29 protein-coding genes, 1 tRNA gene and 1 pseudogene are annotated in these 24409 nt (G+C 72.5%); 13 read left to right on the forward strand and 18 right to left on the reverse strand.

Annotation, left to right across the window (positions count from 1 at the left end; genetic code table 11):
- Positions 1–185: 185 nt before the first annotated feature.
- Positions 186–647 (reverse strand): PPOX class F420-dependent oxidoreductase, encoded by a 462-nt coding sequence (locus tag JT723_RS07415; RefSeq protein WP_205043688.1) that lies wholly within the window; start codon positions 645–647, stop codon positions 186–188.
- 200 nt (positions 648–847) lie between these two features.
- Positions 848–2365: pseudogene (locus JT723_RS07420) on the reverse strand (MDR family MFS transporter); the annotation flags it as partial.
- Positions 2366–2558: 193 nt separating this feature from the next.
- Between JT723_RS07420 and JT723_RS07425 the strand changes: the two are divergent.
- Positions 2559–2747 (forward strand): hypothetical protein, encoded by a 189-nt coding sequence (locus JT723_RS07425; RefSeq protein WP_205043689.1) that lies wholly within the window; start codon positions 2559–2561, stop codon positions 2745–2747.
- 25 nt (positions 2748–2772) lie between these two features.
- Here the strand turns inward: JT723_RS07425 and JT723_RS07430 are convergent, their stop codons facing one another.
- The 4 genes from JT723_RS07430 to JT723_RS07445 form a co-directional block, all read right to left on the reverse strand.
- Entirely contained in the window at positions 2773–3612 is an 840-nt protein-coding gene (locus tag JT723_RS07430; protein WP_033173262.1) for an RNA polymerase sigma factor SigF, read from the reverse strand.
- A gap of 166 nt (positions 3613–3778) precedes the next feature.
- Positions 3779–4600: an RNA polymerase sigma factor SigF gene (locus JT723_RS07435; protein ID WP_205043690.1), complete on the reverse strand. Its 822-nt coding sequence runs from the start codon at positions 4598–4600 to the stop codon at positions 3779–3781.
- A 189-nt stretch (positions 4601–4789) separates the two neighbouring features.
- Entirely contained in the window at positions 4790–5083 is a 294-nt protein-coding gene (locus JT723_RS07440) for a Dabb family protein (RefSeq protein WP_205043691.1), read from the reverse strand.
- 23 nt (positions 5084–5106) lie between these two features.
- Positions 5107–5271 carry a hypothetical protein gene (locus JT723_RS07445; RefSeq protein WP_198535697.1) on the reverse strand — a complete coding sequence of 55 codons (165 nt, stop codon included), beginning with the start codon at positions 5269–5271 and terminating at the stop codon, positions 5107–5109.
- A 160-nt stretch (positions 5272–5431) separates the two neighbouring features.
- Between JT723_RS07445 and JT723_RS07450 the strand changes: the two genes are divergently transcribed.
- Positions 5432–6418: an NAD(P)/FAD-dependent oxidoreductase gene (locus JT723_RS07450; RefSeq protein WP_205043692.1), complete on the forward strand. Its 987-nt coding sequence runs from the start codon at positions 5432–5434 to the stop codon at positions 6416–6418.
- Positions 6419–6430: 12 nt separating this feature from the next.
- On the opposite strand, the gene JT723_RS07455 is transcribed toward JT723_RS07450, so the two are convergent.
- The 5 genes from JT723_RS07455 to JT723_RS07475 all read right to left on the reverse strand — a co-directional run bounded on the left by JT723_RS07455 (position 6431) and on the right by JT723_RS07475 (position 9347).
- The gene (locus JT723_RS07455; protein WP_205043693.1) at positions 6431–7645 is read right to left on the reverse strand and encodes a GNAT family N-acetyltransferase; all 1215 of its coding nucleotides are present in this window, start codon (positions 7643–7645) and stop codon (positions 6431–6433) included.
- A 93-nt stretch (positions 7646–7738) separates the two neighbouring features.
- Positions 7739–7825 (reverse strand) — tRNA-Ser (locus JT723_RS07460).
- Positions 7826–7866: 41 nt separating this feature from the next.
- On the reverse strand, positions 7867–8304 hold the full coding sequence (locus tag JT723_RS07465) for a nucleoside deaminase (RefSeq protein WP_205044004.1): 438 nt from the start codon (positions 8302–8304) through the stop codon (positions 7867–7869).
- A gap of 83 nt (positions 8305–8387) precedes the next feature.
- Positions 8388–8927 (reverse strand): tRNA adenosine deaminase-associated protein, encoded by a 540-nt coding sequence (locus JT723_RS07470; RefSeq protein ID WP_205043694.1) that lies wholly within the window; start codon positions 8925–8927, stop codon positions 8388–8390.
- Between the two features lie 255 nt (positions 8928–9182).
- On the reverse strand, positions 9183–9347 hold the full coding sequence (locus JT723_RS07475; protein WP_205043695.1) for a hypothetical protein: 165 nt from the start codon (positions 9345–9347) through the stop codon (positions 9183–9185).
- Between the two features lie 158 nt (positions 9348–9505).
- Here JT723_RS07475 and upp point away from each other — a divergent pair, with 158 nt between their 5' ends.
- Positions 9506–10141, forward strand: coding sequence for a uracil phosphoribosyltransferase (gene upp / locus JT723_RS07480; protein WP_205043696.1), 636 nt, complete (start codon positions 9506–9508; stop codon positions 10139–10141).
- Between the two features lie 497 nt (positions 10142–10638).
- On the opposite strand, the gene JT723_RS07485 is transcribed toward upp, so the two are convergent.
- The 3 genes from JT723_RS07485 to JT723_RS07495 all read right to left on the reverse strand — a co-directional run bounded on the left by JT723_RS07485 (position 10639) and on the right by JT723_RS07495 (position 12667).
- On the reverse strand, positions 10639–11304 hold the full coding sequence (locus JT723_RS07485; RefSeq protein WP_205043697.1) for a LytR C-terminal domain-containing protein: 666 nt from the start codon (positions 11302–11304) through the stop codon (positions 10639–10641).
- A gap of 21 nt (positions 11305–11325) precedes the next feature.
- Positions 11326–11622, reverse strand: a complete 297-nt coding sequence (locus tag JT723_RS07490) for a type II toxin-antitoxin system VapB family antitoxin (RefSeq protein WP_033173270.1) — start codon at positions 11620–11622, stop codon at positions 11326–11328.
- A 145-nt stretch (positions 11623–11767) separates the two neighbouring features.
- Complete coding sequence (locus JT723_RS07495) at positions 11768–12667, reverse strand: LysR family transcriptional regulator (RefSeq protein ID WP_205043698.1); 900 nt, start codon at positions 12665–12667, stop codon at positions 11768–11770.
- 153 nt (positions 12668–12820) lie between these two features.
- On the opposite strand from JT723_RS07495, the gene JT723_RS07500 reads away from it, so the two are divergent.
- From JT723_RS07500 to JT723_RS07515, 4 genes are all read left to right on the forward strand, one after another.
- Entirely contained in the window at positions 12821–14269 is a 1449-nt protein-coding gene (locus tag JT723_RS07500; protein ID WP_240165248.1) for an MFS transporter, read from the forward strand.
- Between the two features lie 27 nt (positions 14270–14296).
- On the forward strand, positions 14297–16003 hold the full coding sequence (locus tag JT723_RS07505; RefSeq protein WP_205043700.1) for a SpoIIE family protein phosphatase: 1707 nt from the start codon (positions 14297–14299) through the stop codon (positions 16001–16003).
- Between the two features lie 66 nt (positions 16004–16069).
- Complete coding sequence (locus tag JT723_RS07510; protein ID WP_205043701.1) at positions 16070–16567, forward strand: DnaJ family domain-containing protein; 498 nt, start codon at positions 16070–16072, stop codon at positions 16565–16567.
- 12 nt (positions 16568–16579) lie between these two features.
- Positions 16580–17161: a hypothetical protein gene (locus JT723_RS07515; RefSeq protein WP_240165249.1), complete on the forward strand. Its 582-nt coding sequence runs from the start codon at positions 16580–16582 to the stop codon at positions 17159–17161.
- A 15-nt stretch (positions 17162–17176) separates the two neighbouring features.
- On the opposite strand, the gene JT723_RS07520 is transcribed toward JT723_RS07515, so the two are convergent.
- Positions 17177–18211: a TolB-like translocation protein gene (locus JT723_RS07520; RefSeq protein WP_240165250.1), complete on the reverse strand. Its 1035-nt coding sequence runs from the start codon at positions 18209–18211 to the stop codon at positions 17177–17179.
- 288 nt (positions 18212–18499) lie between these two features.
- On the opposite strand from JT723_RS07520, the gene crcB (JT723_RS07525) reads away from it, so the two are divergent.
- Genes crcB (JT723_RS07525) through JT723_RS07540 form a run of 4 tightly spaced genes read left to right on the forward strand, consistent with a single transcriptional unit; the run spans position 18500 to position 20013 of the window.
- Positions 18500–18928: a fluoride efflux transporter CrcB gene (gene crcB / locus JT723_RS07525; protein WP_205043703.1), complete on the forward strand. Its 429-nt coding sequence runs from the start codon at positions 18500–18502 to the stop codon at positions 18926–18928.
- A gap of 14 nt (positions 18929–18942) precedes the next feature.
- Positions 18943–19329, forward strand: coding sequence for a DUF190 domain-containing protein (locus JT723_RS07530; protein ID WP_205043704.1), 387 nt, complete (start codon positions 18943–18945; stop codon positions 19327–19329).
- A complete protein-coding gene (gene crcB, locus JT723_RS07535; RefSeq protein WP_205043705.1) occupies positions 19326–19700 on the forward strand; it encodes a fluoride efflux transporter CrcB in 375 nt (124 codons plus the stop codon). Before JT723_RS07530 ends, crcB (JT723_RS07535) begins: the two co-directional genes overlap by 4 nt.
- A 40-nt stretch (positions 19701–19740) precedes the next feature.
- Entirely contained in the window at positions 19741–20013 is a 273-nt protein-coding gene (locus JT723_RS07540) for a hypothetical protein (RefSeq protein WP_205043706.1), read from the forward strand.
- A 79-nt stretch (positions 20014–20092) separates the two neighbouring features.
- On the opposite strand, the gene JT723_RS07545 is transcribed toward JT723_RS07540, so the two are convergent.
- Entirely contained in the window at positions 20093–20596 is a 504-nt protein-coding gene (locus JT723_RS07545) for a DUF5949 family protein (protein ID WP_205043707.1), read from the reverse strand.
- Between the two features lie 179 nt (positions 20597–20775).
- Between JT723_RS07545 and JT723_RS07550 the strand changes: the two genes are divergently transcribed.
- Complete coding sequence (locus JT723_RS07550) at positions 20776–21060, forward strand: chaplin (RefSeq protein ID WP_205043708.1); 285 nt, start codon at positions 20776–20778, stop codon at positions 21058–21060.
- Positions 21061–21246: 186 nt separating this feature from the next.
- Here the strand turns inward: JT723_RS07550 and JT723_RS07555 are convergent, their stop codons facing one another.
- Positions 21247–22116, reverse strand: coding sequence for a tyrosinase family protein (locus JT723_RS07555; RefSeq protein ID WP_205043709.1), 870 nt, complete (start codon positions 22114–22116; stop codon positions 21247–21249).
- Positions 22117–22150: 34 nt separating this feature from the next.
- Positions 22151–22546 (reverse strand): tyrosinase family oxidase copper chaperone, encoded by a 396-nt coding sequence (locus JT723_RS07560; protein WP_307863924.1) that lies wholly within the window; start codon positions 22544–22546, stop codon positions 22151–22153.
- 432 nt (positions 22547–22978) lie between these two features.
- Between JT723_RS07560 and JT723_RS07565 the strand changes: the two genes are divergently transcribed.
- Complete coding sequence (locus tag JT723_RS07565) at positions 22979–24394, forward strand: glycoside hydrolase family 26 protein (protein ID WP_205043711.1); 1416 nt, start codon at positions 22979–22981, stop codon at positions 24392–24394.
- Positions 24395–24409 lie beyond the last annotated feature (15 nt).

Raw genomic sequence — 24409 nt, forward strand, 5'->3', positions numbered from 1 at the left:
GTCGCGCAGTTCCCCGCGCCCCTGATGGTTGCCCCCTTCTCGCAGAAGCAGGCGCCATCGGGGGCGCCGTCTGCCTGCGAGGGTGAGCGTTTTTCAGGGGCGCGGGGAACTGCGCGACCAGCCCACCACCGGGGGAAGGTCCGGCAGAGAGCGTGCCCGGCAGGGTGGGGGGAACCCGGGGGAGGCTACGCCAGCCTGGCGGGGAAGCCGCCGGTTGCCAGGGGGCCCCAGTGCGTGGGGGTGATGCGGATCAGGGACTTGCCCTGGCGGAGCATCGCTTCGCGATACTCCGCCCAGTCGGGGTGCTCGCCGCTGATGTTGCGGAAGTACTCGACGAGCGGCTCGACGGCCTCCGGCACGTCGAGCACTTCGGCGGTGCCGTCGACCTGGACCCACGGCCCGTTCCACTCGTCCGACAGGACGATGACGCTGACCCGCGGGTCGCGCCGCGCGTTGCGGGTCTTGGCCCGCTCGGGGTAGGTCGACACGACGATGCGCCCGGCGTCGTCGACGCCGCAGGTGAGCGGCGAGCCCTGGGGGCGCCCGTCCGCACGGGTGGTGAGGAGGATCGCCCGGTGCCTGGGGCGTACGAATTCGAGCAGCTCTTCCCGCGAGACCGCGGTGTTCGTGGCGATGTTGGGGGCCATACCCGCACCCTACGTCGCGCGCCCCGCCGCGGAGCGGTGCGCGGATGCCGGCGTCGGCCTCGGCCGTCCCCTGCCGTGGCCGCCGCCGGTATCCAGGGCCTGGCGTCCAGGCCCTACCCGAACCTCCGTGCCTGGACCTCTCCGCTGTGGGCACAGGCCGGGTGGACGGGAACCTCAAAGCCCGGTCGCCGTCACTCCTTTGCCGTCGCCGTACCCGGTGCGGCCTGCTGCAAACCGCTGCGGGTGCGCAGGGCCACCTCCTTGACGAAGACGACGAGCAGGAAGGACAGCAGCGCGAACGGTGCCGCGTAGAGGAAGACGTCGCCGATGCCGTGGCCGTAGGCGCTCTCGACGACGCCGCGGACCGGTGCGGGCAGGGTCGCGACGTCGGGGATGCCGCCGCTGTCGCCCGCGGCGGCCTTGACGTGGAGTGCGGCCAGGCCGTCGGTGACGAAGTGGGTGACGCGGTTGCCGAGGACGGCGCCGAGCGCGCTGACGCCGACGGCGCCGCCGAGCGAGCGGAAGAAGGTGACCAGCGAGCTGGCGGCGCCGAGGTCCGCGGTGGAGACCTGGTTCTGCACGGCGAGGACCAGGTTCTGCATCATCATGCCGACGCCGAGGCCGAGCAGCGCCATGTAGACGGCGACCTCCCAGTAGGGGGTGTCGTAGCGGATGAGGCCGAGGGTCGCGGAGCCGGCGGTGAGCAGCAGGCCGCCGGCGACCAGGAAGGCCTTCCAGCGCCCGGTGCGGGTGATGATCTGGCCGGTGGCGGTGGAGGCGACGAACAGGCCGCCGATCAGCGGGATCGTCATGATGCCGGACATGGTGGGGGTGCGGCCGCGGGCCAGCTGGAAGTACTGGCTGAGGAAGACCGTGCCGGCGAACATGGCGACGCCGACGAAGAGGCTGGCCAGCGAGGTCAGGGTGATGGTCTTGTTGCGGAAGAGCCGCAGCGGCACGATCGGCTGCTCGGCGCGGGACTCGACGTAGAGGAAGACGCAGCCGAGCAGGACGGCGGCGGGCACCATGACGAAGGACTGCCAGGACATCCACGCGTAGTTCTGGCCGGCCAGCGACACCCAGATCATCAGCAGCGAGACCGCGGCGGTGATGAAGAAGGCACCGGCCCAGTCAATCGTGACCTTCCGCCGGACGACCGGCAGGTGCAGCGTCTTCTGCAGCACGACGAGCGCGATGACGGCGAAGGGCACGCCCACGTAGAAGCACCAGCGCCAGCCGAGCGCGGAGTCGACGATGACGCCGCCGACGAGGGGGCCGCCGACGGTGGCGACGGCGAAGGTGGCGCCGAGGTAGCCGCTGTAGCGGCCGCGTTCGCGGGGCGAGATCATCGCGGCCATGATCACCTGGGTGAGCGCGGACAGGCCGCCGGCGCCGACGCCCTGGACCAGGCGGCAGCCGATGAGCATGCCGGGGCCGGTGGAGAAGCCGGCCACGACGGAGCCGAGCACGTAGATCACCAGTGCCAGCTGGATCAGCAGCTTCTTGCTGAACAGGTCGGAGAGCTTGCCCCAGATCGGGGTGGTGGCGGTGACGGCGAGCAGCGAGGCGGTGACGACCCAGGTGTACGCGCTCTGGCCGCCGCCGATGTCGGCGAGGATGCGGGGCAGCGCGTTGGAGACGATGGTCGAGGACAGGATCGCCACGAACAGCCCGAGCAGCAGCCCGGAGAGGGCTTCCATGATCTGCCGGTGGGACATGGCCGCCCCGTCCGGTGTGCTGGGCGGGGTGCTGGTGTGTGCGGTTGTCGACGCGGTCGCCATCAGGCCTCCATTTGATTGCCTGAAGCAACCATACGATCAGATGGTTGTATACGGCAAGCTCTGTGGGCCGCCTGTGGTGTACGCCACGGGGGGTGCGGGGGATTCCGCCGACACGCTAGGGTCAGGCGGCATGTCGAACAACCCTGAGAACAACTACGACCCGGCCGGCAGCACCCAGATGTTCCGGGCCTTCGTCGACGAGCAGCCGCAGACCCCGGAGGTCCAGCGCGCTCAGGCGCGGCCGCGGACCGGAATGATCGTCGGGCTGATCGTCGGGCTCGTGATCGTTGTCGGAGTGGTCGCACTCGCCATGAAGTAAGGCGCCCGACCACTCCGTCCCGTCCTCATCCCTCTGCGGTCAGACCCTCACGCAGCTGCGACAGTGTGCGGGTCAGCAGCCGGGAGACGTGCATCTGGGAGATGCCGACCTCCTCGCCGATCTGCGACTGCGTCATGTTCGCGAAGAAGCGCAGCATGATGATCTGGCGCTCGCGCGGCGGCAGTTGGGCCAGCAGCGGCTTGAGCGACTCGCGGTACTCGACGCCTTCGAGTGCGGCGTCCTCGTAGCCGAGCCGGTCGGCGAGCGTGCCTTCGCCGCCGTCGTCCTCGGGCGGCGGGGAGTCGAGCGAGCTGGCCGTGTAGGCGTTGCCCACCGCCAGGCCGTCGACCACGTCCTCCTCGGACACACCGAGGCACAGGGCGAGTTCCGCCACGGTCGGCGAGCGGTCGAGCCGCTGGGACAGCTCGTCGCTGGCCTTGGTGAGGGCCAGCCGCAGTTCCTGCAGCCGCCGCGGCACCCGGACCGACCAGGAGGTGTCGCGGAAGAACCGCTTCACCTCGCCGACGATGGTCGGCATCGCGAACGTCGGGAACTCCACCCCGCGCTCGCAGTCGAAGCGGTCGATGGCTTTGATCAGGCCGATGGTGCCGACCTGGACGATGTCCTCCATCGGCTCGTTGCGGCTGCGGAAGCGGGCCGCCGCGTACCGCACGAGCGGGAGGTTCAGCTCGATCAGCGTGTCGCGTACGTAGGTGCGTTCCGGGCTGTCCGCCGGGACTTCCGCAAGTCGCAGGAAGAGCGAGCGGGACAGCGTGCGGGTGTCGATGGCCTCGCCGTGAAGAGCATCGTGCGGTGCGTCGTCATTGGGACGGAGCACCTTGGGACTGCCCACCTGTACGGACATGCCACCCCCTTGAGGTCGCGGACGGGTGTCGCGAGCGACGTTGTTCCTCCACTGGAATACCGGAGGTGCGCTCGCGACAAACGCGGTATCCGCAGAATGTCACATGTCGGCAACACGCTGTAGCGCCAAGTCGACATATCTGCGCAGGTGGCTTAATCCCTTTCGGTTACGCTTCGAGCTGGTTTGCGGAACGCAGCCGGGCGAAGCTGCGGGACAGCAGCCGGGAGACGTGCATCTGCGATACCCCCAGCTCAGCGCTGATCTGGGACTGCGTCAGGTTGCCGAAGTAGCGCAGCAGCAGGATGCGGCGCTCGCGCTCGGGGAGCTGCACCAGCAGATGCCGGACCAGGTCGCGGTGCTCGACGCCGGACAGCGCCGGGTCCTCGTAGCCGAGCCGGTCCAGCAGGCCCGGTGCCCCGTCGCCCTCCTGTGCCGCCTCCAGCGAGGTCGCGTGGTAGGCGCGGCCCGCCTCCAGGCAGGCCAGCACCTCCTCCTCCGACAGCTTGAGCCGCTCGGCGATCTCGGCGGTGGTGGGGGACCTGCCGTGCAGCACCGTCAGGTCCTCGATCGCACCGCTGACCTGCACCCACAGCTCGTGCAGCCGGCGGGGTACGTGCACGGTCCGCACGTTGTCGCGGAAGTAACGTTTGATCTCCCCCACCACGGTCGGCATCGCGAAGGTCGGGAACTGCACCCCGCGGTCCGGGTCGAAGCGGTCGATCGCGTTGATCAGGCCGATGGTGCCGACCTGGACGACGTCCTCCATCGGCTCGTTGCGGCTGCGGAAGCGGGCGGCGGCGTACCGCACCAGCGGCAGGTTGACCTCGATGAGCGCGGCGCGGACCCGGGTGTGCTCGGGTGTGCCGGGTTCCAATGTGCGAATCTGTTCGAACAGCACCTGTGTGAGTGCCCGTGCGTCCGCCGCGTTGGTGCTGGGGGTACGCGTCCTGCCGCGGGGATACGTCGTTGACGCCGTACGGGCCGGCACCGGCACATCACACCCCACACTGTCGACTCATCCGGCAAAAGCGGTCATAGCATCACAATTCATGTGTGGTGTGCGCAAGCACCGCATATTGCCGTGTTGTACAACCGCAGTGCACCCGGGCGCGAAGAAGCCCCCCGCCGGACCCGGCAGGGGGCTCGCCGCGCTACCGCGAAGGGCGGCCGGCGCGGCTCAGATCTCGTAGTCGGCGATCACCCAGGTGGCGAATCCGGCCCAGGGCGCGACCGCGGCCTGGTGCGCCGGGTGTTCGAGATACCGCACCAGGGCGTCGCCGTCCGCGACCGAGGAGTTGATCGCGAAGTCGTACGCGACCGGGCGGTCGCTGATGTTCCAGCCGCACTCCCAGGACTCGACCTCGGGCACCAGGGCGCCCAGCTCGGCGAAGGCCCGCGCCCCGTCGGCCACCCGCGGCTCGTCCCGCGAGACGCCCTCGTTGAGCTTGAACAGCACCAGATGCCGGATCATCGAACCCCTCGCTCGCCGTCGTGCTAGTTGACCAGGTCGTGCATGAACTGCCCGATGCTCTTGGCCGCGTTCGATATGCCGACGAAGCCTACCTGTACCAGGTCGGCGGCCCGGGCGGGCTGGTTGATGATCGTGTAGAGCACGAAGATCACCAGCACGTACGTGGCGACCTTCCTCGCCTGCGCCATGCTCCTTGCCCTCCCCAGCCGCAGTTACGCACCAACGGTCACAAGTGTGCAATCAACAAAGTCTATCCATCAGTTGGCGCAATCAGGCGCTCACCCGTCCCACTGATCCTATGAACGCCCGACGCGTCGCCGGCGCCGGGCCTGTGCCATCGTCGGTGCCATGGCGAAGCCGACGAACCAGGGCCGCCCCGACGTCGTGGTTGTCGGCGCGGGCGTCAGCGGGCTGACCACCGCGGTCTGCCTGGCCGAGTCCGGCTTCGCCGTCCGGGTGGACAGCGACCGGCCGCCCGCAGCCACCACCTCGGCCGCCGCGGGGGCCGCGTGGGACCCCTACCTCGTCGAGCCGCAGCAGGCCGTCAGGCGGTGGAGCGCCGTCGCACTTGCGGACTTCGCCGCCCTCGCCGCCGACCCGCAGGACACCGGGGTGCGGATGGCCGGCGGCACCCACCAGTCCCGGGTGCCCTGCCCGGCACCCGACTGGGCCGCCACCGTCGGTGCCCGGGCCTGCACACCCGCACAGCTGCACCCCGGCTACGCTGTCGGCTGGCACTACACCGCGCCGCTCGTCGACATGCCCCGCTACCTCGGCTACCTGGTGCGGCGGCTCACCGCGGCCGGCGGCCGGCTGCGTGCCCACCGCTACGGCTCCCTCGCCGAGGTGCTGGCCGAGGCGCCCGCGGTGGTCAACTGCGCGGGCAGCGGCGCGCGGACCCTGGTGCCGGACCCGGCCACCGACGCGGTCCGCGGCCAGATCGCGGTGGTGGAGAACCCGGGCGTCACCGACTTCTTCTGCGACGACACACCGGGCGCCCAGGACCTCGTCTACGCCTACCCGCACGGCGCCGCCCTGGTGCTCGGCGGCACCGCGGACCCGGGCGACTGGGACCTGCGGCCCGACCCCGCCGCCACCGCCGCGATCATCCGGCGCTGCGCCGCGGTGCTCCCACAGGTACGGGACGCCGCCGTCCTCGACGTCCGGGTCGGCCTGCGCCCCGTACGCCCCCGGGTGCGGCTCGCGGCCGAGCCCACCGCGTCGGGGCTGCTGCTGCACAACTACGGGCACGGCGGCGCGGGCGTGACCGTGTCCTGGGGCTGTGCCAGGGAGGCCGCGGCGCTGCTGCGCGACCGCTGGCCGGCCACCGCCTGAGCCACCCCCGAGTCACTGCCTGATCTGCCACACCCGCCGGTGCACGGCGACCCCGGACTCGGCCCCGCGGCGGAAGAGGTAGACGGCCGCGCGGGCCGCCAGCGCGGTCATCAGGACGGCGGTCGACGGCCAGCTCGGCAGCCCCGCGGCCACCGTGATCACGCTCGCGGCGGGGGCGAGGCTGGTGACCGCGGCAAGCGCCGTGGACCACGGCGTCCAGCGGAAGCGGTGCGCGATCGAGAACTCCGACCGCTCGTAGAGCGCGAGCCCGGCGCTGAAGGCCAGCCCGGTCAGCACCGTCAGCCAGGCGGAGGCGCTCAGCTGCGCATAGGTGATCGGCAACGAGGCCAGGAAGGGCAGCACACCGCCGTACTCGGACAGCACGTTGCCCCACTTCATGATCCGGCCGAAGGCGTTGGAGCGTATCCGGGCCAGCTCGCCCGCGGCGCTGGCGTAGACGATCAGCGACATGGTGGTGACGAAGGTCGCCACGATCAGCAGCAGCCGCACGTCGTCCGGGTAGTGCGAGGAGGCGAAGGAGAAGCCGACCAGGAAGGTCAGCGAGGCCAGCACGGAGCCCGAGAAGGCGATGCCCGCCTGGGCCTCGCCGGACTGCAGGGCCGAGGGGTCGTCGCGCTCGAACCGCGATATCTCGAAGGCCGGTTCGCCGGACAGCACCGCGAGCGCGGTCACCGCGTGGTCGTCCGGCGCGAGCGAGTCGGCCAGCTGCTCGGCGTCGGCGACCGGGACGAGGTGGCGGGCGTCGGGGTCGACGTACTCCACCCGCACCTTGTGCTGGTAGTACAGCCGCAGCGCGCGCCCGCCGGGGCCCGTGCGCAGGGTCCTGGTGCCGAGGAAGCCGTGGGCGAGCAGCAGGCCCGCCAGCGCAGTACCGCCGGGGTCCGCGACGCAGGAGACGGTGCCGCCGGCCGTCTCGGTCCCCCGGGCCTCCGCCAGCACATGGCCGAGCAGTGCCGAGCCCACCCCGCGCCTGCGCCGGCCGGTGACGACCCCGATGCAGGCCAGCCGCACATGGCCGGGCAGCGGGCGCTCCAGCACCGCAAGGCCGACCGTCTCGCCCAGCACCTCGGCGACCCTGACCAGCCCGTCCCGCACCGCCTGTTCGAGCCCGGCGCCGCTCGGACACCCCGGGATCCGCAGCTCGGCCGCCAGAGCAAGCACCGCGGGGAGGTCCCCCGGCACGGCCGTCCTCGTCGTCGCCGTCATCGCGACCCGTCCCTCCCCCAAGGCACCCCGCGGCCGCAACGACGAAGAGCACCTGCTCGGTTGAGGAGGTGCTCTTCGCCATGACGATCAGAGCGGTAGCGGTGGGATTTGAACCCACGGAGGAGTTGCCCCCTCACACGCTTTCGAGGCGTGCTCCTTAGGCCGCTCGGACACGCTACCGAGACAGATCCTAGCCCACGCGGGGGGATGCTCAGAAACCGTTATGGGGCAGGCGGGCGGAAGAAGTGGCTGAGAAGGGCCGCGGCGGGGGCGGGCAGGACGCCGGCGACGACCTCGGGGCGGTGGTTGAGGCGGCGGTCGCGCACCAGGTCCCACAGCGAACCTGCCGCGCCGGCCTTGGGGTCGGTGGCCGCGTAGACCACCCGGTCCAGCCGGGACTGGACGATCGCGCCCGCGCACATCACGCACGGCTCCAGGGTGACCACCAGGGTGCAGCCGGTGAGCCGCCACTCACCGGTCGCTTCGGCCGCCCTGCGGACGGCGAGGACCTCGGCGTGCGCGGTCGGGTCGCCGGTGGCCTCCCGCTCGTTGCAGGCGCGCGCGAGCACCGTCGTACCGTCCGCGGCCAGCACGACCGCGCCCACCGGGACGTCGCCGGTGAGCGTGGCCTTCTCCGCCTCCGCCAGGGCCAGCCGCATGGCGGCCGCCCACGGGTCGCGCACCGGGTCTGCCGGGTGCGCCGCGTCCCCTGGCGGAGGCTGCGATGCCGGTGGGTGTGCTGTCAGCGGACCGCCTCCAGCACGTCGGCACAGCCCAGCGCCTCGGCGATCTCGCCCAGCGCCTCACCGGTGAGCGCGCCGTCGCCGCTGAGCGCCAGCAGCTCCTTGGTGCTCATCCCCAGGTCGGCCAGCAGGTCGGTCTCCCCGAGCGGGCCGGTCGGCACATGGTCTTCCGAGGGGCCCGCCACGGCGTCCTCGTCGTCGTCGGTTTCGCCGTCCTCGGTGCCGTCGAGGTCGACCAGTTCGTCGAGGTCCTCCGGGTCGCGGCCCAGCACCTCGTCCGTGAGCAGGATCTCTCCGTACGAGCTGCGGGCGGCGGCTGCCGCGTCGGACACGTAGATCCTGGGGTCCTCTTCACCGTCGACCCGGATGACGCCGAACCAGGCGTCCTCCTGCTCGATGAAGACCAGAACCGTTTCCTCCTCGTCGCCGGCCGCGCGGGCCAGATCGCTCAGATCGGCGAGGGTTTCCACATTGTCGAGATCGGGTTCGCTCGCGTGCCAACCGTCCTCGGTGCGCGCGAGCAGTGCGGCGAAGTACACCGTGACTCTCCCACTGGTCTCAGGCCGTCCGGACCGGGTGGGGCCGCTTTCGACTTTCCGTCGGCCCCGCCCATCGGCATCGTGGCAGAAACCGGGGCGTTGCGAAGGGTCTTCGGCACTGCGACGTGCCAGGTCTTCGTCACTTCTGCGAGATTCGGCGATCTTGTACGGCCATTGTGGGGGTCCCGAGGTCACCCGGAGGCCGTCAAGCGGTCACGCTGCGCTCACCAAGCGCACAACGGAGATCACGGACATTCACCAACGGAACGTCCGCATCCGCATCTGCTGCCGCATCCGTGCGGCCCTGGCCTTGCGGGGCTGGACGCGGTCGCGCAGCTCCTTGGCCTCGTTCAGCTCCCGCAGGAACGAGGCGCGCTTGCGGCGGCGCTCCATGTCGCGTTCGTCGTCGTGCTCCGCCATGGGCGCCCACCGTCCCTGCACTCGGTTCACCCGGGTGGCGCGCCGGGTGTACAGACCCAGTTTCCCTCTTACGGGCGGTTTACCCCACCGGCGGCGTACGAGCCGGGGGTGAAGCGGGGCTGGCAGCGCCCCCCGGGGCGCCGGTTACAGTCATCGGTATGCGTCTCCACGTTGTCGACCACCCGCTGGTCGCGCACAAGCTCACCACCCTGCGCGACCAGCGCACCGACTCCCCGACCTTCCGGCGGCTCGCCGACGAGCTGGTCACCCTGCTCGCCTACGAGGCGACCCGCGACGTCAGGACCGAGCAGGTCGACATCCGCACACCCGTCGCCCCGACCACCGGGGTGCGGCTCTCCCACCCGCGGCCCCTGGTCGTGCCGATCCTGCGGGCCGGCCTCGGCATGCTCGACGGCATGGTCCGGCTGCTGCCCACCGCCGAGGTCGGCTTCCTCGGCATGGTCCGCGACGAGCAGACCCTGGAGGCGCGCACCTACGCCACCCGGATGCCGGACGACCTGTCCGGCCGGCAGGTCTACGTCGTCGACCCGATGCTCGCCACCGGCGGCACTCTGGTCGCGGCGATCAACCTGCTGATCGACCTGGGCGCCGACGACGTCACCGCCCTGTGCCTGCTCGCCGCCCCGGAGGGCGTCGAGCTGATGGAACGCGAACTGGCCGGCAAGCCGGTCACCGTCGTCACCGCAGCGGTCGACGAGCGCCTCAACGAACGCGGCTTCATCGTCCCCGGCCTCGGCGACGCGGGCGACCGCCTCTACGGCACGGTGAGCTGACGCCCGTCGGCTACGCCTCCACCCTCTACGGCACCCCTTCGCAAGGGGGCAGCCACCTGCGCTGCGGTGCCTTCTCGCCTGGCGGCGAGCGTTTTCAGGGGCGCGGGCCTGCATCTGGTCTGCGGCTGGCGCCGCGTGGGCGCGCCCGGCTCCCACGGGCCGTCGTGTGGCGCCGGACCGCCACCACGCCAGGGGCGCGGGCCTGCATCTGATCTGCGGCTGGCGCCGCGTGGGCGCGCCCGGCCCGCACGGGCCGTCGTGTGGCGCCGGACCGCCACCACGCCAGGGGCGCGGGGAACTGCGCGACCAGCCCCCACCGGCCGGTGGTCCGTCTCCGGACCGAAGTGCCCCTCTGGGTCGGTGACGACCCGCGCCCGGTGGTGGGCTGGTCGCGCAGTTCCCCGCGCCCCTGAAAAGCACCGCCCGCCGCAGAGGCGCCCCCGGCGCCGGAAACGCTCGCCCTCTGCGGAAGAGGGCGCCCGGGGGCACCCCCCGGGTCAGTGGCGGGACGGGGCAGTGGGCGTCGGGGTGCAGGCGGGCTTGGCGGGGGGAGGATTGGCGGCGACAATCCGAGCCTTGGCTGCGTCGGCCGGCGAGGCCAAAGAGCTGAACGCAGTCCCGATCATCAGATCGACCGTCTTGTCCTTGCGCGTCGTGTCGATTTTCACCGTCGACCCCGCCACTTGGGTGCCGGCCTCCCTGGCGGCGGCCTCCGCGGCGGGACCCGCCACGATCAGCGCCGACTGGGTGACCTTCTTGTCGTAGGGCGCGGGAGCGTTGCCGAACGTCTTCACCTTGAAGCCGCGTCTGGCCAGCTCGTCCGCCGTGGACTTGGCCAGGCCGCCGCGCACGGTGGCGTTGTAGACGTTCATCGTCACCCCGGCCGGCTGCGGCAGCGCCATCGGCTTCAGCGCGGGCGTCGGCGTGGCCGTCAGCGTGCACGGCCGGCTCTGCGGTGCCGCGTTGGCCTTGGTGTCCCCGTCGTCGCCGTTGAAGACGTGGAAGAGCTGCAGCGCGCCCCAGCCGAAAAGGCCCAGCACGACGACCGAGGCGACGAGCGCGGCCACGATGCGGCCGCGTTTTCTGGGTCGCCGCATCCGCGGGTACGTGTCCCCGGTGACTCGGTACTTACCGCCCATCCCAGAGGGCGTCAGCATGCTCATGAGCGCAGCGTAAGCGGATTGTCAGTCCATCTCCAGGACCCGGGCGTGGAGCACTTGACGCTGCTGCAGGGCGGCGCGAACCGCTCGGTGCAGGCCGTCTTCCAGATAGAGATCACCCTGCCATTTGACGACATGTGCGAAGAGGTCGCCATAGAAGGTGGAGTCCTCGGCGAGCAGCGTCTCCAGGTCGAGCTGGCCCTTGGTGGTCACCAACTGGTCCAGCCGCACGGGTCGGGGGGCGACGTCCGCCCACTCACGCGTACTCACCCGGCCGTGGTCCGGGTACGGCCGAGTGCTTCCGATGCGCTTGAAGATCACACGGAAAGCCTACCGGTCCGGCTTGTGCGGGCGCAGCAGTGGCGCCGCGGAGCCATGGCGGCGAAACGCCCATATCAGGATGGGACGGGAACATGTCATCCCGGAAGACGTGGTGCGGCCGTCGTCGTAGGGCCGCGGACACGTCCTAGGTGGCCGCGTAGAGCAGGGCGCGGGTGGTGGGGTGGGCGGCCGCGGAGGGCGGCCAGGTGAGGCGGAGGTGCAGCGTCGGCAGCGGCAGGTGCAGGGCGACCAGCGTGCCGGCGGCCAGGTCCGGGGTGACCGCGAAGGCGGGCAGGAGGGCGACGCCCACACCCTGCCTGGCCCAGGCCCGCATGACGGCGACGCTGCCGGCCTGGACGCGTTCGACGCCGGGGCCGAAGAGCCGGTCGGCGGCGAGCGCGAAGGAGCAGGCGGACGCGGTGTTGACCAGCAGCCGCTGCCCGTCGAAGTCGGCGGCGGACAGCCCCGTGGCGCCCGCGTGGGGGTGGTCGGGCGGGCCGACCAGGACCAGCGGCACCGGTTCGAGGTCGAGGAACTCCAGCGGGCCGACGGACGGCACGGGAAAGCCCAGGTCGCCCAGGGCGGTGCCGGTGTCGAGCACCAGGGCCGCGTCCAGCTCTCCTGCGCCCACCGCGCCGAGCAGGGCCTCGCGTGAGGGCTCGGAGCGGACCTCGACGCGCAGCCCTGGGCGCCGGGCGGCCAGCCGGTCCAGGATCGCCGGCACCAGTTCCGCGGCGATCGACTCCAGCGCCCCGAGCCGCACCCGGGTGACCTCGCGGTCGGCGGCGTCCGCCGCGACGACCTCGCGGCGGGCCTGCTCCGCCTGGTCGAGCAGCCGCCCGGCCCAGGAGAGCAGGCGTTCGCCCGCGGCGGTGGTGCGCATGCCGCGCGGGTCGCGCACGAAGAGCTGGACGCCCAGCGACCTCTCCAGGGTGCGGACGGCCTGCGACACCGACGACGGGGCAAGGCCGAGGGCGACGGCGGCGTCGGTGACGCTGCCCTCGCGCACGACGGCCTCGAAGGTCCGCAGCTGACGCAGTTCCATCGCTCACTTCCCGTTCAGTTGCGTTCGGTGCGGCCGAACGCAGCGTGCGGCCGCGCCGGTGGAGGCGGTGCACGCCCGGCCGCACCCTGGCAGGCGTTCCCCTGACGCAGCGCTCCGGGCACTTCCCGGAGGACCGGAGTGGTGATGCCCGGCATGTCCCCAGAGCAGAATCCGTACGGCCGTCCGGCGCCGGCCCCCGAACCGAAACCGTACGCTCTCGCCGGTATAGCGCTCGGCTACTTCATGGTGCTCCTCGACATGACGGTGCTGTCGGTCGCCGAGCCCGACCTGTCGCATGCGCTGGGCGGCTCGGTGGCCGGGCTGCAGTGGGCGGTGACCGGGTACACGGTCGCCTTCGGCGCGCTGCTGCTGTCGGCGGGGGCGGCGGCCGACCGCTTCGGCGCCCACCGGCTCTTCCGCGGCGGTGTCGCGGTCTTCGGCGCCGGGTCGCTGCTGTGCGCGGCGGCGCAGGGGCTGTGGACGCTGGTCGTGCTGCGGGCGGTGCTGGGCGCCGCCGCGGCGGCCTGTGTGCCCAGCTCGATGGCGCTGATCGCCCGGCTCTACCCCGACCCGGCCAGGCGGGGCCGTGCGGTCGCGGTGTGGGCCGCGGTCAGCGGGGCGGCGCTGGCCGCCGGGCCGATCGCCGGCGGGCTGCTGGTCGGGCTGGCCGGCTGGCGGGCCGTCTTCCTCGTCAACGTGCCGATCGCCGCGCTCACCCTCGCCCTGGTGTCGGGAAACGCGGTGCGCTGCCCGGCCGCGCCCGGCCGGGGCATCGACCGCACGGGTCAGGCGCTGGCCTGCGCCGCCCTCGCGCTGGGCACGGACGCGCTGATCGCGCTGGGCGGGCGGCACTGGGCGCACACCGCGTGGTCCTTCGGCGCGGCAATTGCGGCGGGCGGGCTCTTCGCGCACCGGGAGGCGCGCAGTGCCTCACCCGTGCTGCCCACCGCGGTGCTGCGGGCGCCCGGCATGGCGTCGATGCTGCTGGCGGGCGCCGCGGTCGGCTTCACCCTCACCGGGGTGCTGTTCGTGCTGCCGCTGCTGCTGCAGCAGCGGCTCGGCTACAGCGCCGTCGGCACGGGCCTGGCCTTTCTGCCGATGACGCTGCCGACCGCCTTCAACCCGCTGCTCACCGGGCGGGTGGTCGCCCGCACCGGGCCGCGCGGGCCGGTCCTGGCCGGGCTGTGCCTGCTCGCGGCGGGCGGCGCCGTGATGGGCGCCGCGGTGGGGACGGGCACGCCCTACCCGCTGCTCGCGGCGGGGCTCGCCGCGTCCGGCTTCGGCGTGTCCTTCGCGCTGCCCGCGCTGACCACCGCGGTCGTCACGCTGGCCCCCGAGGGCGCGGCAGGTGCGGCGGGCGGCGTCTTCAACGCCCTGCGGCAACTCGGCGCCACCCTGGGCGTCGCCGTCCTGGGCGCCTTCGTCACGGTCGGCCCGCACCAGGGGACGGGCCGCGCCGACCGCGGTGTGGCGGGGGCGCTGCTGGTGGCCGCCGCGGTATGTGCGGCGGCGGCCCTTGCCGCGGCGCGGGGGCGTAGCGGCACGCGTTCTCGGCCCGGAGAGCGGAACGGGCCGCGGGCGCGCACTGTGGAACGTACGTAGGTGAGGACGGCGCGAGGAGGGAAGGGGATGCACGACGACCCTCCGGCGGACATCCCCGCGTGGGTGTGGCAGGCGCTGCTGAACGGCACCACGGCCGGTGTCGCGGTGCTCGACACCGACCTGCGCTACGTCTACGTCAACCCGGCGCTCGCGCTCATGAACGGGCTGGACGCCGACGCGCACGTCGGGCGGACCATCGAGGAGATCGTGCCCCTGGTGGACGCGGGCGAGGAGACCCTGCGCCAGGTCCTCGCCGACGGGCGCACCCGCGAGCTGGTCTCCAGCGGGCAGACCCGTGCCGACTCCCCGCACCGGCTGCGCGTGTGGCGCGGCAGCTACCACCGGCTGGAGGACGAGCAGGGCCGGGTCCGGGGCCTGGGCGCGGTGATCCTGGAGGTGAGCGCGGACCGCGAGATCCAGGCCGAGCTGGAGCGCACCAGGGAGCGGCTGCAGCTGCTGGACGCGGCGGCGGTGCGCATCGGCAGGACCCTGGAGGTGGACCGCACCGGGCAGGAGCTGTGCGACCTGCTGGTCGAGGTCATCGCGGACGTGGCCAGCGTCGAGGTGCTGGCGACGAAAGGCAGTGCCGGGCGCCGCCCGCCGCAGGACGGCATGGTGCGGCTGCGCCGCGCGGCGCTGGCGGCGGTGCCGGGGCTGCGCGAGGCGGTGCAGCAGTTCGGGATGCCGGGCGAGCACATCGACTACCAGCCGGGCTCGGCGATCCCGCGCTGCCTGGAGACCGGCCACCCGATGACGTACAACGTGCCCGCCGACGCCACCCTGCGCCGCTCGGCGCCGAACGCGGACCGGGTGGACGCCTACCGTGCCGCGGGCATCCACTCGGCCCTGGTGGTGCCGCTGGCGGCGCGCGGGGCGCAGCTGGGCACGGTCACGCTGGTCAGGGCGGGATCCTCGCCCGCCTTCGACGAGGAGGACGTGTCGGTGGCCGTGGCGCTGGCGGACCGGGCGGCGATCAGCATGGACAACGCCCGCCGCTACAGCCGCGAGCACGGCATCGCGGTGGAGCTGCAGCGGGCGCTGCTGGCCGCGCCCGGCACCCCGCACCCGCAGATCGACGTCGCCACCCGCTACCTGCCCGCCGGGGCGACGGACCTGGTCGGCGGCGACTGGTTCGACACCCTGGCGCTGCCGTCGGGGATCACGCTGCTGGCGATGGGCGACGTGATGGGCCACGGCGTCGAGGCGGCCGTGGAGATGAGCCACTACCGCTCGATGCTGCGGGTCGTGGCGGGCGAGGGCGACCCGCCGGACCGCATCCTGCGCCGGATGGACGCGCTGCTGGCCGCGGCGGGCACCGAGCGCCCCGCCACGTGCATGCTGGCGCTGGCCGACCCGGTGCGCGGCGGCTGCTGGTTCGCCAACGCAGGCCACCTGCCGCCCGCGGTCGTCACCCCCGACGGCCGGGTGCGGCTGCTCGACGTGCCGACGGGGCCGCCGCTGGGCGCCGACCTGCGCGGGCAGTACGAGGCGGTGTACGTGCGCTGGCCGCCGGGCGACACGCTGCTGCTGTACACCGACGGCCTGGTCGAGCGGCGCACCGAGGACATCGACACCTCGCTCGGCCGGCTGGCCGGCATGGAGCTGCCGCATGCGGCGGGGCCGCTGGACGCGCTGCTGGCCCGGGTCGTGCACCGGCTGGCGCCCTCGGTGGTGGAGGACGACGTGGCCTTGCTGGCGGCCCGCGCCCGGCCGCGCTTCGAGGCCGGCTTGTAGCCTGGAGGCGTCGTCGCGCGCGCGTCCCGGGGCACGGGGGCGGTGCGGGAGCGGGAGGAGTGCGGCATGACCGAGCGCAAGCCGCCCGGCGTCTCCTGGGAGACCTGGGCCGACAAGCAGATCCGCGAGGCGGAGGGCCGCGGCGAGTTCGCCGCGCTGCCAGGCGCGGGCAAGCCGCTGCCGTCGCTGGACGCGCCTTATGACGAGCTGTGGTGGGTCCGCGGCAAGATGCAGCGCGAGGGCCTGTCGGCGCTGCCGCCGTCGCTGGTGCTGCGCAAACAGGCAGAGGACGCGGAGCAGGCCGCCATGCAGGCGGCCACCGAGGCGCAGGTGCGGCGCATCGTCGGGGAGATCAACGACAAGCTGCGGGAGGCGCTGCGGCGCCCTCCCGAGGGGCCGCCGCTGGGCCGCGGGCTCTTCGACACCGAGCAGGTCGTCGCCGACTGGCAGGCGGCCAGGGCGGCGCAGGCCGCGCAGGCACCGGCGCAGGCGCCGCCGCCCGAGCCCGAGGCGCCGGTGAAGGGCCGCCGCGGGGGACTGTTCCGCAGGCGCCGCTCCGCCTGATAAGCAGGGCGGATGCGCTTCGAATCCGTGCCCATGCCGCAGTCGGTCCAGGACAGGCCGCGCGATACGCGCGGCTATCCGGTGCCCGCCATCACCCCGTGGGAGGGCGGGCAGCCGCAGTTCGCGCTGACCGACTACGACCGCAGTGCGAACTGCGCCAGGCAGCGGCTGTGTTCCGTGTGCAATGTGCTGATGCCGCGCGGCCCGGTGTGGCGGGTGGTGGGCGGCCCGGAAAGCGCGGCAATAGGCGAGGCGCTCGCGGCCGGGCGCCCGTACCGCAACATGGCGCCCACCCTCGAAGGCCCCGGCCACCGGGCGTGCATGCTCTACGCGTCGATGGTCTGCCCGTACCTGGCCAGGCCCAACGCCCGCCGCGGCACCAGCGCGCAGACCCCGGACGGCATGACGTCGCATGTCGTCCGGGGTGCGGTGCGCGGTTCTATGGGCGCGGTGGTGGGATTCGCCGACTACGAGTTCGCGGTGACCGCCTCGCAGGTGGCCTTCCGCTTCCTCGACGTCGTGGAATTCCTGCCGCATGACGTCGCCGACGCCCATATCGACGAGCTGCGGGCGGAGTTGGCCAAGGGCCGGTAGAACCCTGGCGGTGCGTCAGGCGCGGTAGGCGGGCAGGCCCACGTAACCGGACACCTTCACCGGGGCCTTGGAGCCGTCGGCGGGCAGCGTCACGATGCCGTCGGGGGTGCGGGCGGCGATGGTCCTGCCGTCGGGGGAGAAGGCCGGCTCGGTGTAGTCGGTGGTGGCGTTCGGGGTGAGGTCCTTGAAGACCGGGCCGTCCGTGCCCGGCGTCTCCCGGAAGAGGTGGTCGTGGCCGCCGACGGAGCGGACGAAGACGAAGCCGTCGTCGTCCACCGGTGCCGAGGCCGGCTCCGAGCCCTTGGTGATGGCCGCACCCTGCTGCCGGAGGTAGTCGTCGCGGATGTAGACCTGCCCGTCGGTGCTGTTGGCGTAGACGGAGGCGCCGTACGTGCCGCCGCCGCTGGGCCACACGTTGCCGGTCTGCGGCAGCGGCTTGACGTTCTCACCGGACTCGTGGCCGAGGCCGAGCAGGGCGGGCGTGGCGTTGTGGGCGGTGGCCGGGACGCCGTAGAGCCGGGAGACGCCGTCCTTGCGGGCGGCGAAGAGCAGGTTGTTGAGCGCCGGCTGGCCGTCCGCGGTGTCTGCCTTCCTGATCTGCCAGGTCGGGTGGGACCAGTTCTGGTTGCCCGGGTTCTTCGCGACGACCGTACGGCTGCTGCCGTCGGGGTTGCTGACGACCAGGTCGCCGTCGCCGTCCACGAAGGCGGCCTTCCTGCCGTCGGGCGACCAGGCCAGGTCGCGGACGGCGGTGCCGAAGTCGACCCGGGTGCCGTTCATCACCACGAAGCGGGTGCCGTCGCTGATCGTCAGGCCGTTGTGCGCGGTGCCGTTGAGCGGCGGGACCGTCTTCGCCGGCGTACTGGCGACGGGCCTGGCGGTGCTCCCGCTGCCGCCGGTGCCGCCCGTGCCGCTCGTCGCGGTGCTCGTCGCCGACGGGTCGGTGCCGTCGGCGCCGGTCGCGTCCTCCGGGCCGCAGGCGGTCAGCATGAGGCCGAGCCCGGTGATGCCCGCGGTGAGGGCGATGGCGGTGGCGGTGGTGCGTCGCATGGCACGAGCAGGCATGGCGGTGTCCCCCTGGACAAGCACGAAGTCGGTACCGCGGCCCGGTCGGTGTCCTGCGGTACTCAAAGAATGGGCCGGGGAGATCCCTCTCCTGTCCGTCCGCTGTCACGCGCATGCAACAGCGCCCGCGTGCTCTGTAACGGGAGAACATTTCCCCCGGTGAGCGGACACGCCCGCACCCTGGCCGCGCCCTGCGGGCCGCGGCAATGCGCCCGGGAGCCGCGCACTACGCTGGCCGTCCCGACGGCAGCGAGCAGCAGGAGACGCCCGACCATGCAGGCGCAGCACCGGCCAGGCCTCATGCACGACCAGTGGCCCGTCGTCGCGGCGGTCGCGGTCGGTGGCGCGGGCGGGGCGTGCGCCCGCTACGGCGCCACCCTGCTGTGGCCGCAGACCCCCGGCCACTTCCCGTGGACCACTTTCTGGGTCAACATCACCGGCTGCGCGGTCATCGGGGTCTTCATGGTGGTGATCACCGAGGTCTGGGCGGCGCACCGCCTGGTGCGGCCCTTCTTCGGCACCGGGGTGCTCGGCGGCTACACCACCTTCTCGACCTACGCCGTCGAGATCCGCCGGCTGACCGACGCGCACGAGGCCGTGACCGCCTTCGGCTACGCGGCCGGGACCCTTGCGGCGGCGCTCGCCGCGGTGTGGAGTGCGGCGTGGGCGACCCGCCGGGCGCTGGCGTGGAGGGCACGATGAGGGATGTGACGACCATGGCGACCGACGATCAGGGCGAGGGCGGCGGCGAGCGGCGGCTCTCAGGTGCCGCGCTGCGCATGACGGTGCTGCTCGGCGAGAGCGACCGGTGGCACCACAAGCCGGTCTACACCGAGATCGTGCACCGGGCGCAGCGCGCCGGACTCGCCGGCGCGAGCGTCTTCCACGGCATCGAGGGCTTCGGCTCCTCCTCGCTGATCCACACCTCCCGGCTGCTCTCGCTCAGCGAGGACCTGCCGGTGGCGGTGGTCGTGGTGGACACCGAGGAGCGCATCCGCGGCTTCCTGCCGGAGCTGGACGAACTCGTCGGCGAAGGCCTGGTGGTCCTGGACGCCTGCGAGGTCGTGCGGCACACCGCGCGGACCGGCGGTGCGGCGTCGTGAACTGGCTGCTCGTCATCGCGGGCGCGGCCGTCGGGGCGCCGGTGCGCTACCTCACCGACCGGTGGGTGCAGTCCCGGCACGACTCGCTCTTCCCGTGGGGCACCTTCACGGTCAACCTGGGCGGATCCCTGATCCTCGGCATCCTGACGGGCGCGGCCATCGAGGGCGCCGCCTCCTCGCACCTGCAGCTCCTGCTCGGCACCGGGCTGTGCGGCGCGCTGACGACGTACTCGACCTTCTCCTACGAGACGCTGCGGCTCGCCGAGAGCGGCGCGAAGGCGTACGCGGCGGGGAACGCCCTGCTCACCGTGGTCTGCGGCCTGGGCATGGCCTTCGCGGGCGTGACGCTGGGCACCACCGTGTGGGGGTGACCCGGCGTGCCCTGGCGGGCGGCCACTCGTTGGACGGTCCATGAACGTACGCCGAATCCTCAGCAAGGCGGCGGCAGGCTCGGTCCTGCTCGCCGCCGCCACGTCCGCGACCGCGGCGGCCCAGGCCGCCGACCTCGGCAGCACCCTCAGCGGTACGGCGGTGACCGCACAGGCCGCCGGTGAGCAGGCCACCACGGCGACGCAGGGAGTGCTCGCGCAGTCCGGGGTGGGCCAGAAGGTCTCCGCCGTCCAGAAGGCCGTACAGGCCGGTTCCGACGCCGTCAGCGCCGGCAACCAGCTGGTGAACTCCTAGGCCCACGCCTGCGGCCGCCGTCCCCGCCCTGTGGCGCAACCGGGCGGGGACGGCGACCTGCGGGGCTGACCAGGGGCGTTCAGGACGTCAGGGAGCCCACGGGGACGAGGCAGTGCGCGGCCGTGCGCAGGACGTCCTCGTCCGCCGCGAAGGCCTGCAGCGCCGCCTCGGTGACCGCGCGGCCCGGCACCGCCTCGGGCCAGGGCCGGCTGGCGAGGATCACGTAGACCGTCCCTCTGGCCCGCGCGGCGGTGACCCACTGCTCGGGGACGGGGCAGGCCACGTGCAGGTACGGCATCGTCAGCACCGCCTTGCCGGCCTCCACCAGCACCTTCACCGGGGACTTCGGTACCTGCGCGACGTCGAGGACCGCGCCGCCGACCGGCAGCCCCGCCTCCTTCGCGACGGTCAGTGCGGCCTCTTCCGAGCCCTCGCGGCCCGAGACGCCGTCACCGAGGGTGTATGCCATCAGGAATGCCATGTCCCGGCCGTCGTCCTGGTGTTCGCCGGCCCACGGGATCACCACGAGGGTGCCGAGGCGGCTCATCAAAGACGTGGCGGACGCGGTATTGGTCTGGGTCATGCGCCGGACCCTAACGGCCGCGAGCGCGGGACACCGGCCCTTGTCACTCCTTCGGCGGAATCCGATAACGAATCACCGGTTCGGCTCAACTTGCGTGACTATTCGTGATCTCCGCACGTTGCGCACTGCGTCAAAGCCGCGGTATTCCGCGGCTGCTTTTTCGTCTCAGGGAGATCTTGATGTCGCGTATCGCAAAGGCAGCGGCTGTCACCGCCGCCGCGGGTGCCGTTCTGGCCGCGGGCGCCGGAATGGCCGCCGCCGACTCCGGTGCCATGGGTGCCGCCGTCGGTTCCCCGGGCGTGCTGTCCGGCAACCTGATCCAGGTCCCGGTGCACGTCCCGGTCAACGTCTGCGGCAACTCCGTCAACGTGATCGGCCTGCTGAACCCGGCGTTCGGCAACCAGTGCGAGAACAGCTCGGTCACGCACGTCAGCGACGACGACGGTGACAACGGCGAGTGGTGATACCCGCACCAGCACGCGGCCTCCCGTCACCTTGCGTACGGGAGGCCGTTTTGTGTGCCCGGCGGCCGCGTCAGCCCTCCTCCTCGTCTGTCGGTCTTCCTGCTCTCCCCCTGCCTTCGGCGGGAGGTGCCCCCATCCTTCGCGGACGGCCTCGTCCCTCGGCCGGCCACTGCGGAAGCTCGGGCGTCAGCCCTCTTCGTATGCGTAGAACTTCCGGTGGTCCATCACCGCCGACGGCTTGACGTTGAAGGGCGGCATCGGCTCGTCCAGGCTGACCACCCGGCCGTGCTCGGGGTCCTTGGCGGCCAGCGGCCGGGCCGGCAGGTAGCCGGACTTGGGGTGCAGGCGCTGCCAGCGCGCCCAGATCAGGTCGATGAAGGCGTGGTGCAGCCAGAAGACCGGGTCGTTGGGCGAGGCGGCGCCCACCATGTGGCCGCCGACCCACTGGTGCACCCGGTTGTGCAGGTAGCCGCCCTTGGTCTCGCTGACCGTCCAGCCCTCGATCTTGTTGCGGAAGCCCTGCGTGGTCGGCGCCGAGTTCCACGGCGACGCGTCGTACGTGGCGATGGCGAGCGCCCCGTCCAGCTCGGCCTTGGTGGGCAGCGCGATGGGGCGGTCGGGCCTGCCCATGTTCCGCGTCAGGTACTTCTCGTCGGTGACGCCGTAGGTGATCGGCCAGGACCCGGTCCGGTACGCGAACGGGCCGGTCATCACCTGCCCGTCGCTGTCCCGGCCGTTGCCGCCCATGAAGTCCGCCGCCCACAGCGCCGACGACGCCTTGTTGTCGGTGGTCCAGTCCCAGTACGGGATGGTGACCTCGGGGGCGATGCCCTGCAGTTCGTGCTCGAAGACGAGCAGGAACTGCCGGTGCCAGGGGAAGAACGTCGGCGCCATGTGCGCCATCCGCAGCCCGCTCTCGCCGTCCGCGGCGAAGTACTCGGCGTGCAGCCGCACGTACTTGTCGTAGCCGCCCGAGCGTTTGAGCGCGACGACCGCCTCGACGAAACGGGTGCGCTGGCTGCTGGTCAGATTCCGCTGGTTCATGCGGGTGTACACCGGTGACGGCCCCGTTCGGTGGTGGTGCGGCGGGTCAGTGGTGGTGCTCGGTGGTCATGGACAGCTCGGCCCGCCCGATGACGTCGACCGCGCCTCTGGCGGTGGCCAGCGGCGTCGTGAAGGGCTGGTAGTGGTTGGCAGCGCTGATCCAGCTGCCGTCCACCCGCCGCATGACCTGCAGGGGCATCCCGTCGACCTTGATGGCCACGCCGTCCTCGCCCGCGTCGGGGAAGCCCTGGATGCGGCGGCCCCGGTAGACCTCGTCGAAGAGCGCGGGCACGGCGCCGGGCGCGAGCGGCGCCTGCGGTGCGCCGCCGGCTCCGGTGCCTGCGGCGGGGTCGCCGGGCGCGCCGTCGGTGTGCTGCTGACCTGCCGTCAGCATCGGCCGCAGCGCCGCCGCGGTCCCCGACACCGCGGCGACGGTCGTCACACCCGACCTGATCACACGTCTGCGCGTCACGGAGGAGCGCGGAGATCTCCCGCGGCTTTTCCCGGTGGCATCGGATTCGCCCATGGCCGACTCCTCTCGTCCGTTTGTGACCGGTCGGCTGCCGGGCAATCATGCAGCCGTAGGGGTGAGAAACTGCGGATTATCGGTGAGCGCTGGCCGGAAATTCATCCGCCCGAGTGATGCCCACGTCTGCTTCCTGCCGCTATGGAGCAGCGGTACTGACGATACGTCGGAAAGCGGCGGCGAGTCGAAATCCGTCATACGTGCGATGTCTGACGACGCGTATGGAGCATGTCGAAGCGCGCATTAATTCCTCATACGTTATGACTGGCCGAGAGGAGGCACGCTCACCACCCCGTGCCTGTGCGTGAGCGTCTTCCGGCACCCGCGCCCGACGAGCAAGGAGTGACCATGGCCAACCGACGCCAGTGGACGGCGGGTGCGGGCGTCGGAGCCGCCGTTGCCGCTCTGCTGATGACCGGCCTGACGACCGACGCCCTCGGCTCCGGCTACCCCGGCACCCACACCCCGCCCACCGGCGCCTCGGCGCACCCCGCGCCCCTCGACGTCCCCTACCTGGGCGCCTTCACCGACTCGGGCACCCCCGGCATCCAGGCCATCGCCGGCCTGCAGGACTGGCTCGGCGGCACACCGGTGCGGGTCGGCCACACCTACCTGCCCGGCGACAGCTGGGACGCCATCGAGGGGCAGCAGGACCTGCTGGGGCCGTGGGCGCAGTGGCGCAAGGCCGACCCGAGCCGGCTGTTCGTGCTCAACGTGCCGATGCAGGCCCGCAACGAGGACCACCTCGGCGACAGCCAGGTCCGCTCCCTCATCCGGCAGGGCGCCGCCGGCGCCTTCGACCAGCACTTCACCCGCCTCGCCGAGCACCTGGTGGAGCTGGGCCTGCCCGACACCGTGGTCGTGCTCGGCTGGGAGATGAACGGCACCACGTACTCGCACCGCTGCGGCCCCGACCCGCAGAACTGGAAGGCGTACTGGAACCGCATCGTCGCCGCCATGCGGGCGGTCCCCGGCCAGAGGTTCCGCTTCGACTTCGCCCCCAGCCGCGGCACCGACGACATCCCGTGGACCGAGTGCTACCCCGGCGACGACACCGTCGACGTCATCGGCATGGACTCCTACGACCAGCCGCCGGGCGAGTCCTTCACCGAGCAGGTCACCGAGCCGTACGGGCTCCAGGCGCAGGTCGACTTCGCGGCGGCGCACGGCAAGGAGGTCTCCTACCCCGAGTGGGGCCTGTTCAGGAACGGCGACGACCCCGACTACGTCGCACTCATGCTGCGCTGGATGAGCGACCACAACGCGCTCTACCAGACCGTCACCGACTACTGCCCGCACGGCGTGTGGCAGTGCGAGCAGAACCCGCTGTCCTCGCGGGTCTTCCGCGCGATGCTCTACGCCCGCAACACCAGGCCGGAGCCGCTGCCGGAGCCGACGGGGTCGGCGACACCCGCTCCCACGGCCACACCCTCGCCTTCCGCGACGCCTACCGTGGCGCCGACGCCCAGCACGTCGCCCACCCCCGCCGCCACGCCCTCCGCGACGCCGAGCCCGGTCTCCGCGAAGCCGACGACCGTACCCACCGTCGTACCGACGACACCGGCGCCGTCGAGTGCGCCCGTGACGCCGCCGGGGGCCGCGCCGGTGCCGCAGCCCTCACCCGCCGTCGAGGCGTGCCTGCCGCTCCAGCTGACCGACGAGATGAAGAAGCAGTACGAGAGCGGCGAGGTGTGCTTCCGCCTCACCCCGAAGCCGCAGCCGTCGGCGTCCGCGTCGGCCTCGGCCCCGAAGAAGACCGCCTGACGCGGGCGGCGGGCG

The organism is Actinacidiphila bryophytorum (genome assembly GCF_016916835.1).
GTDB classification, from domain to species: domain Bacteria; phylum Actinomycetota; class Actinomycetes; order Streptomycetales; family Streptomycetaceae; genus Actinacidiphila; species Actinacidiphila bryophytorum.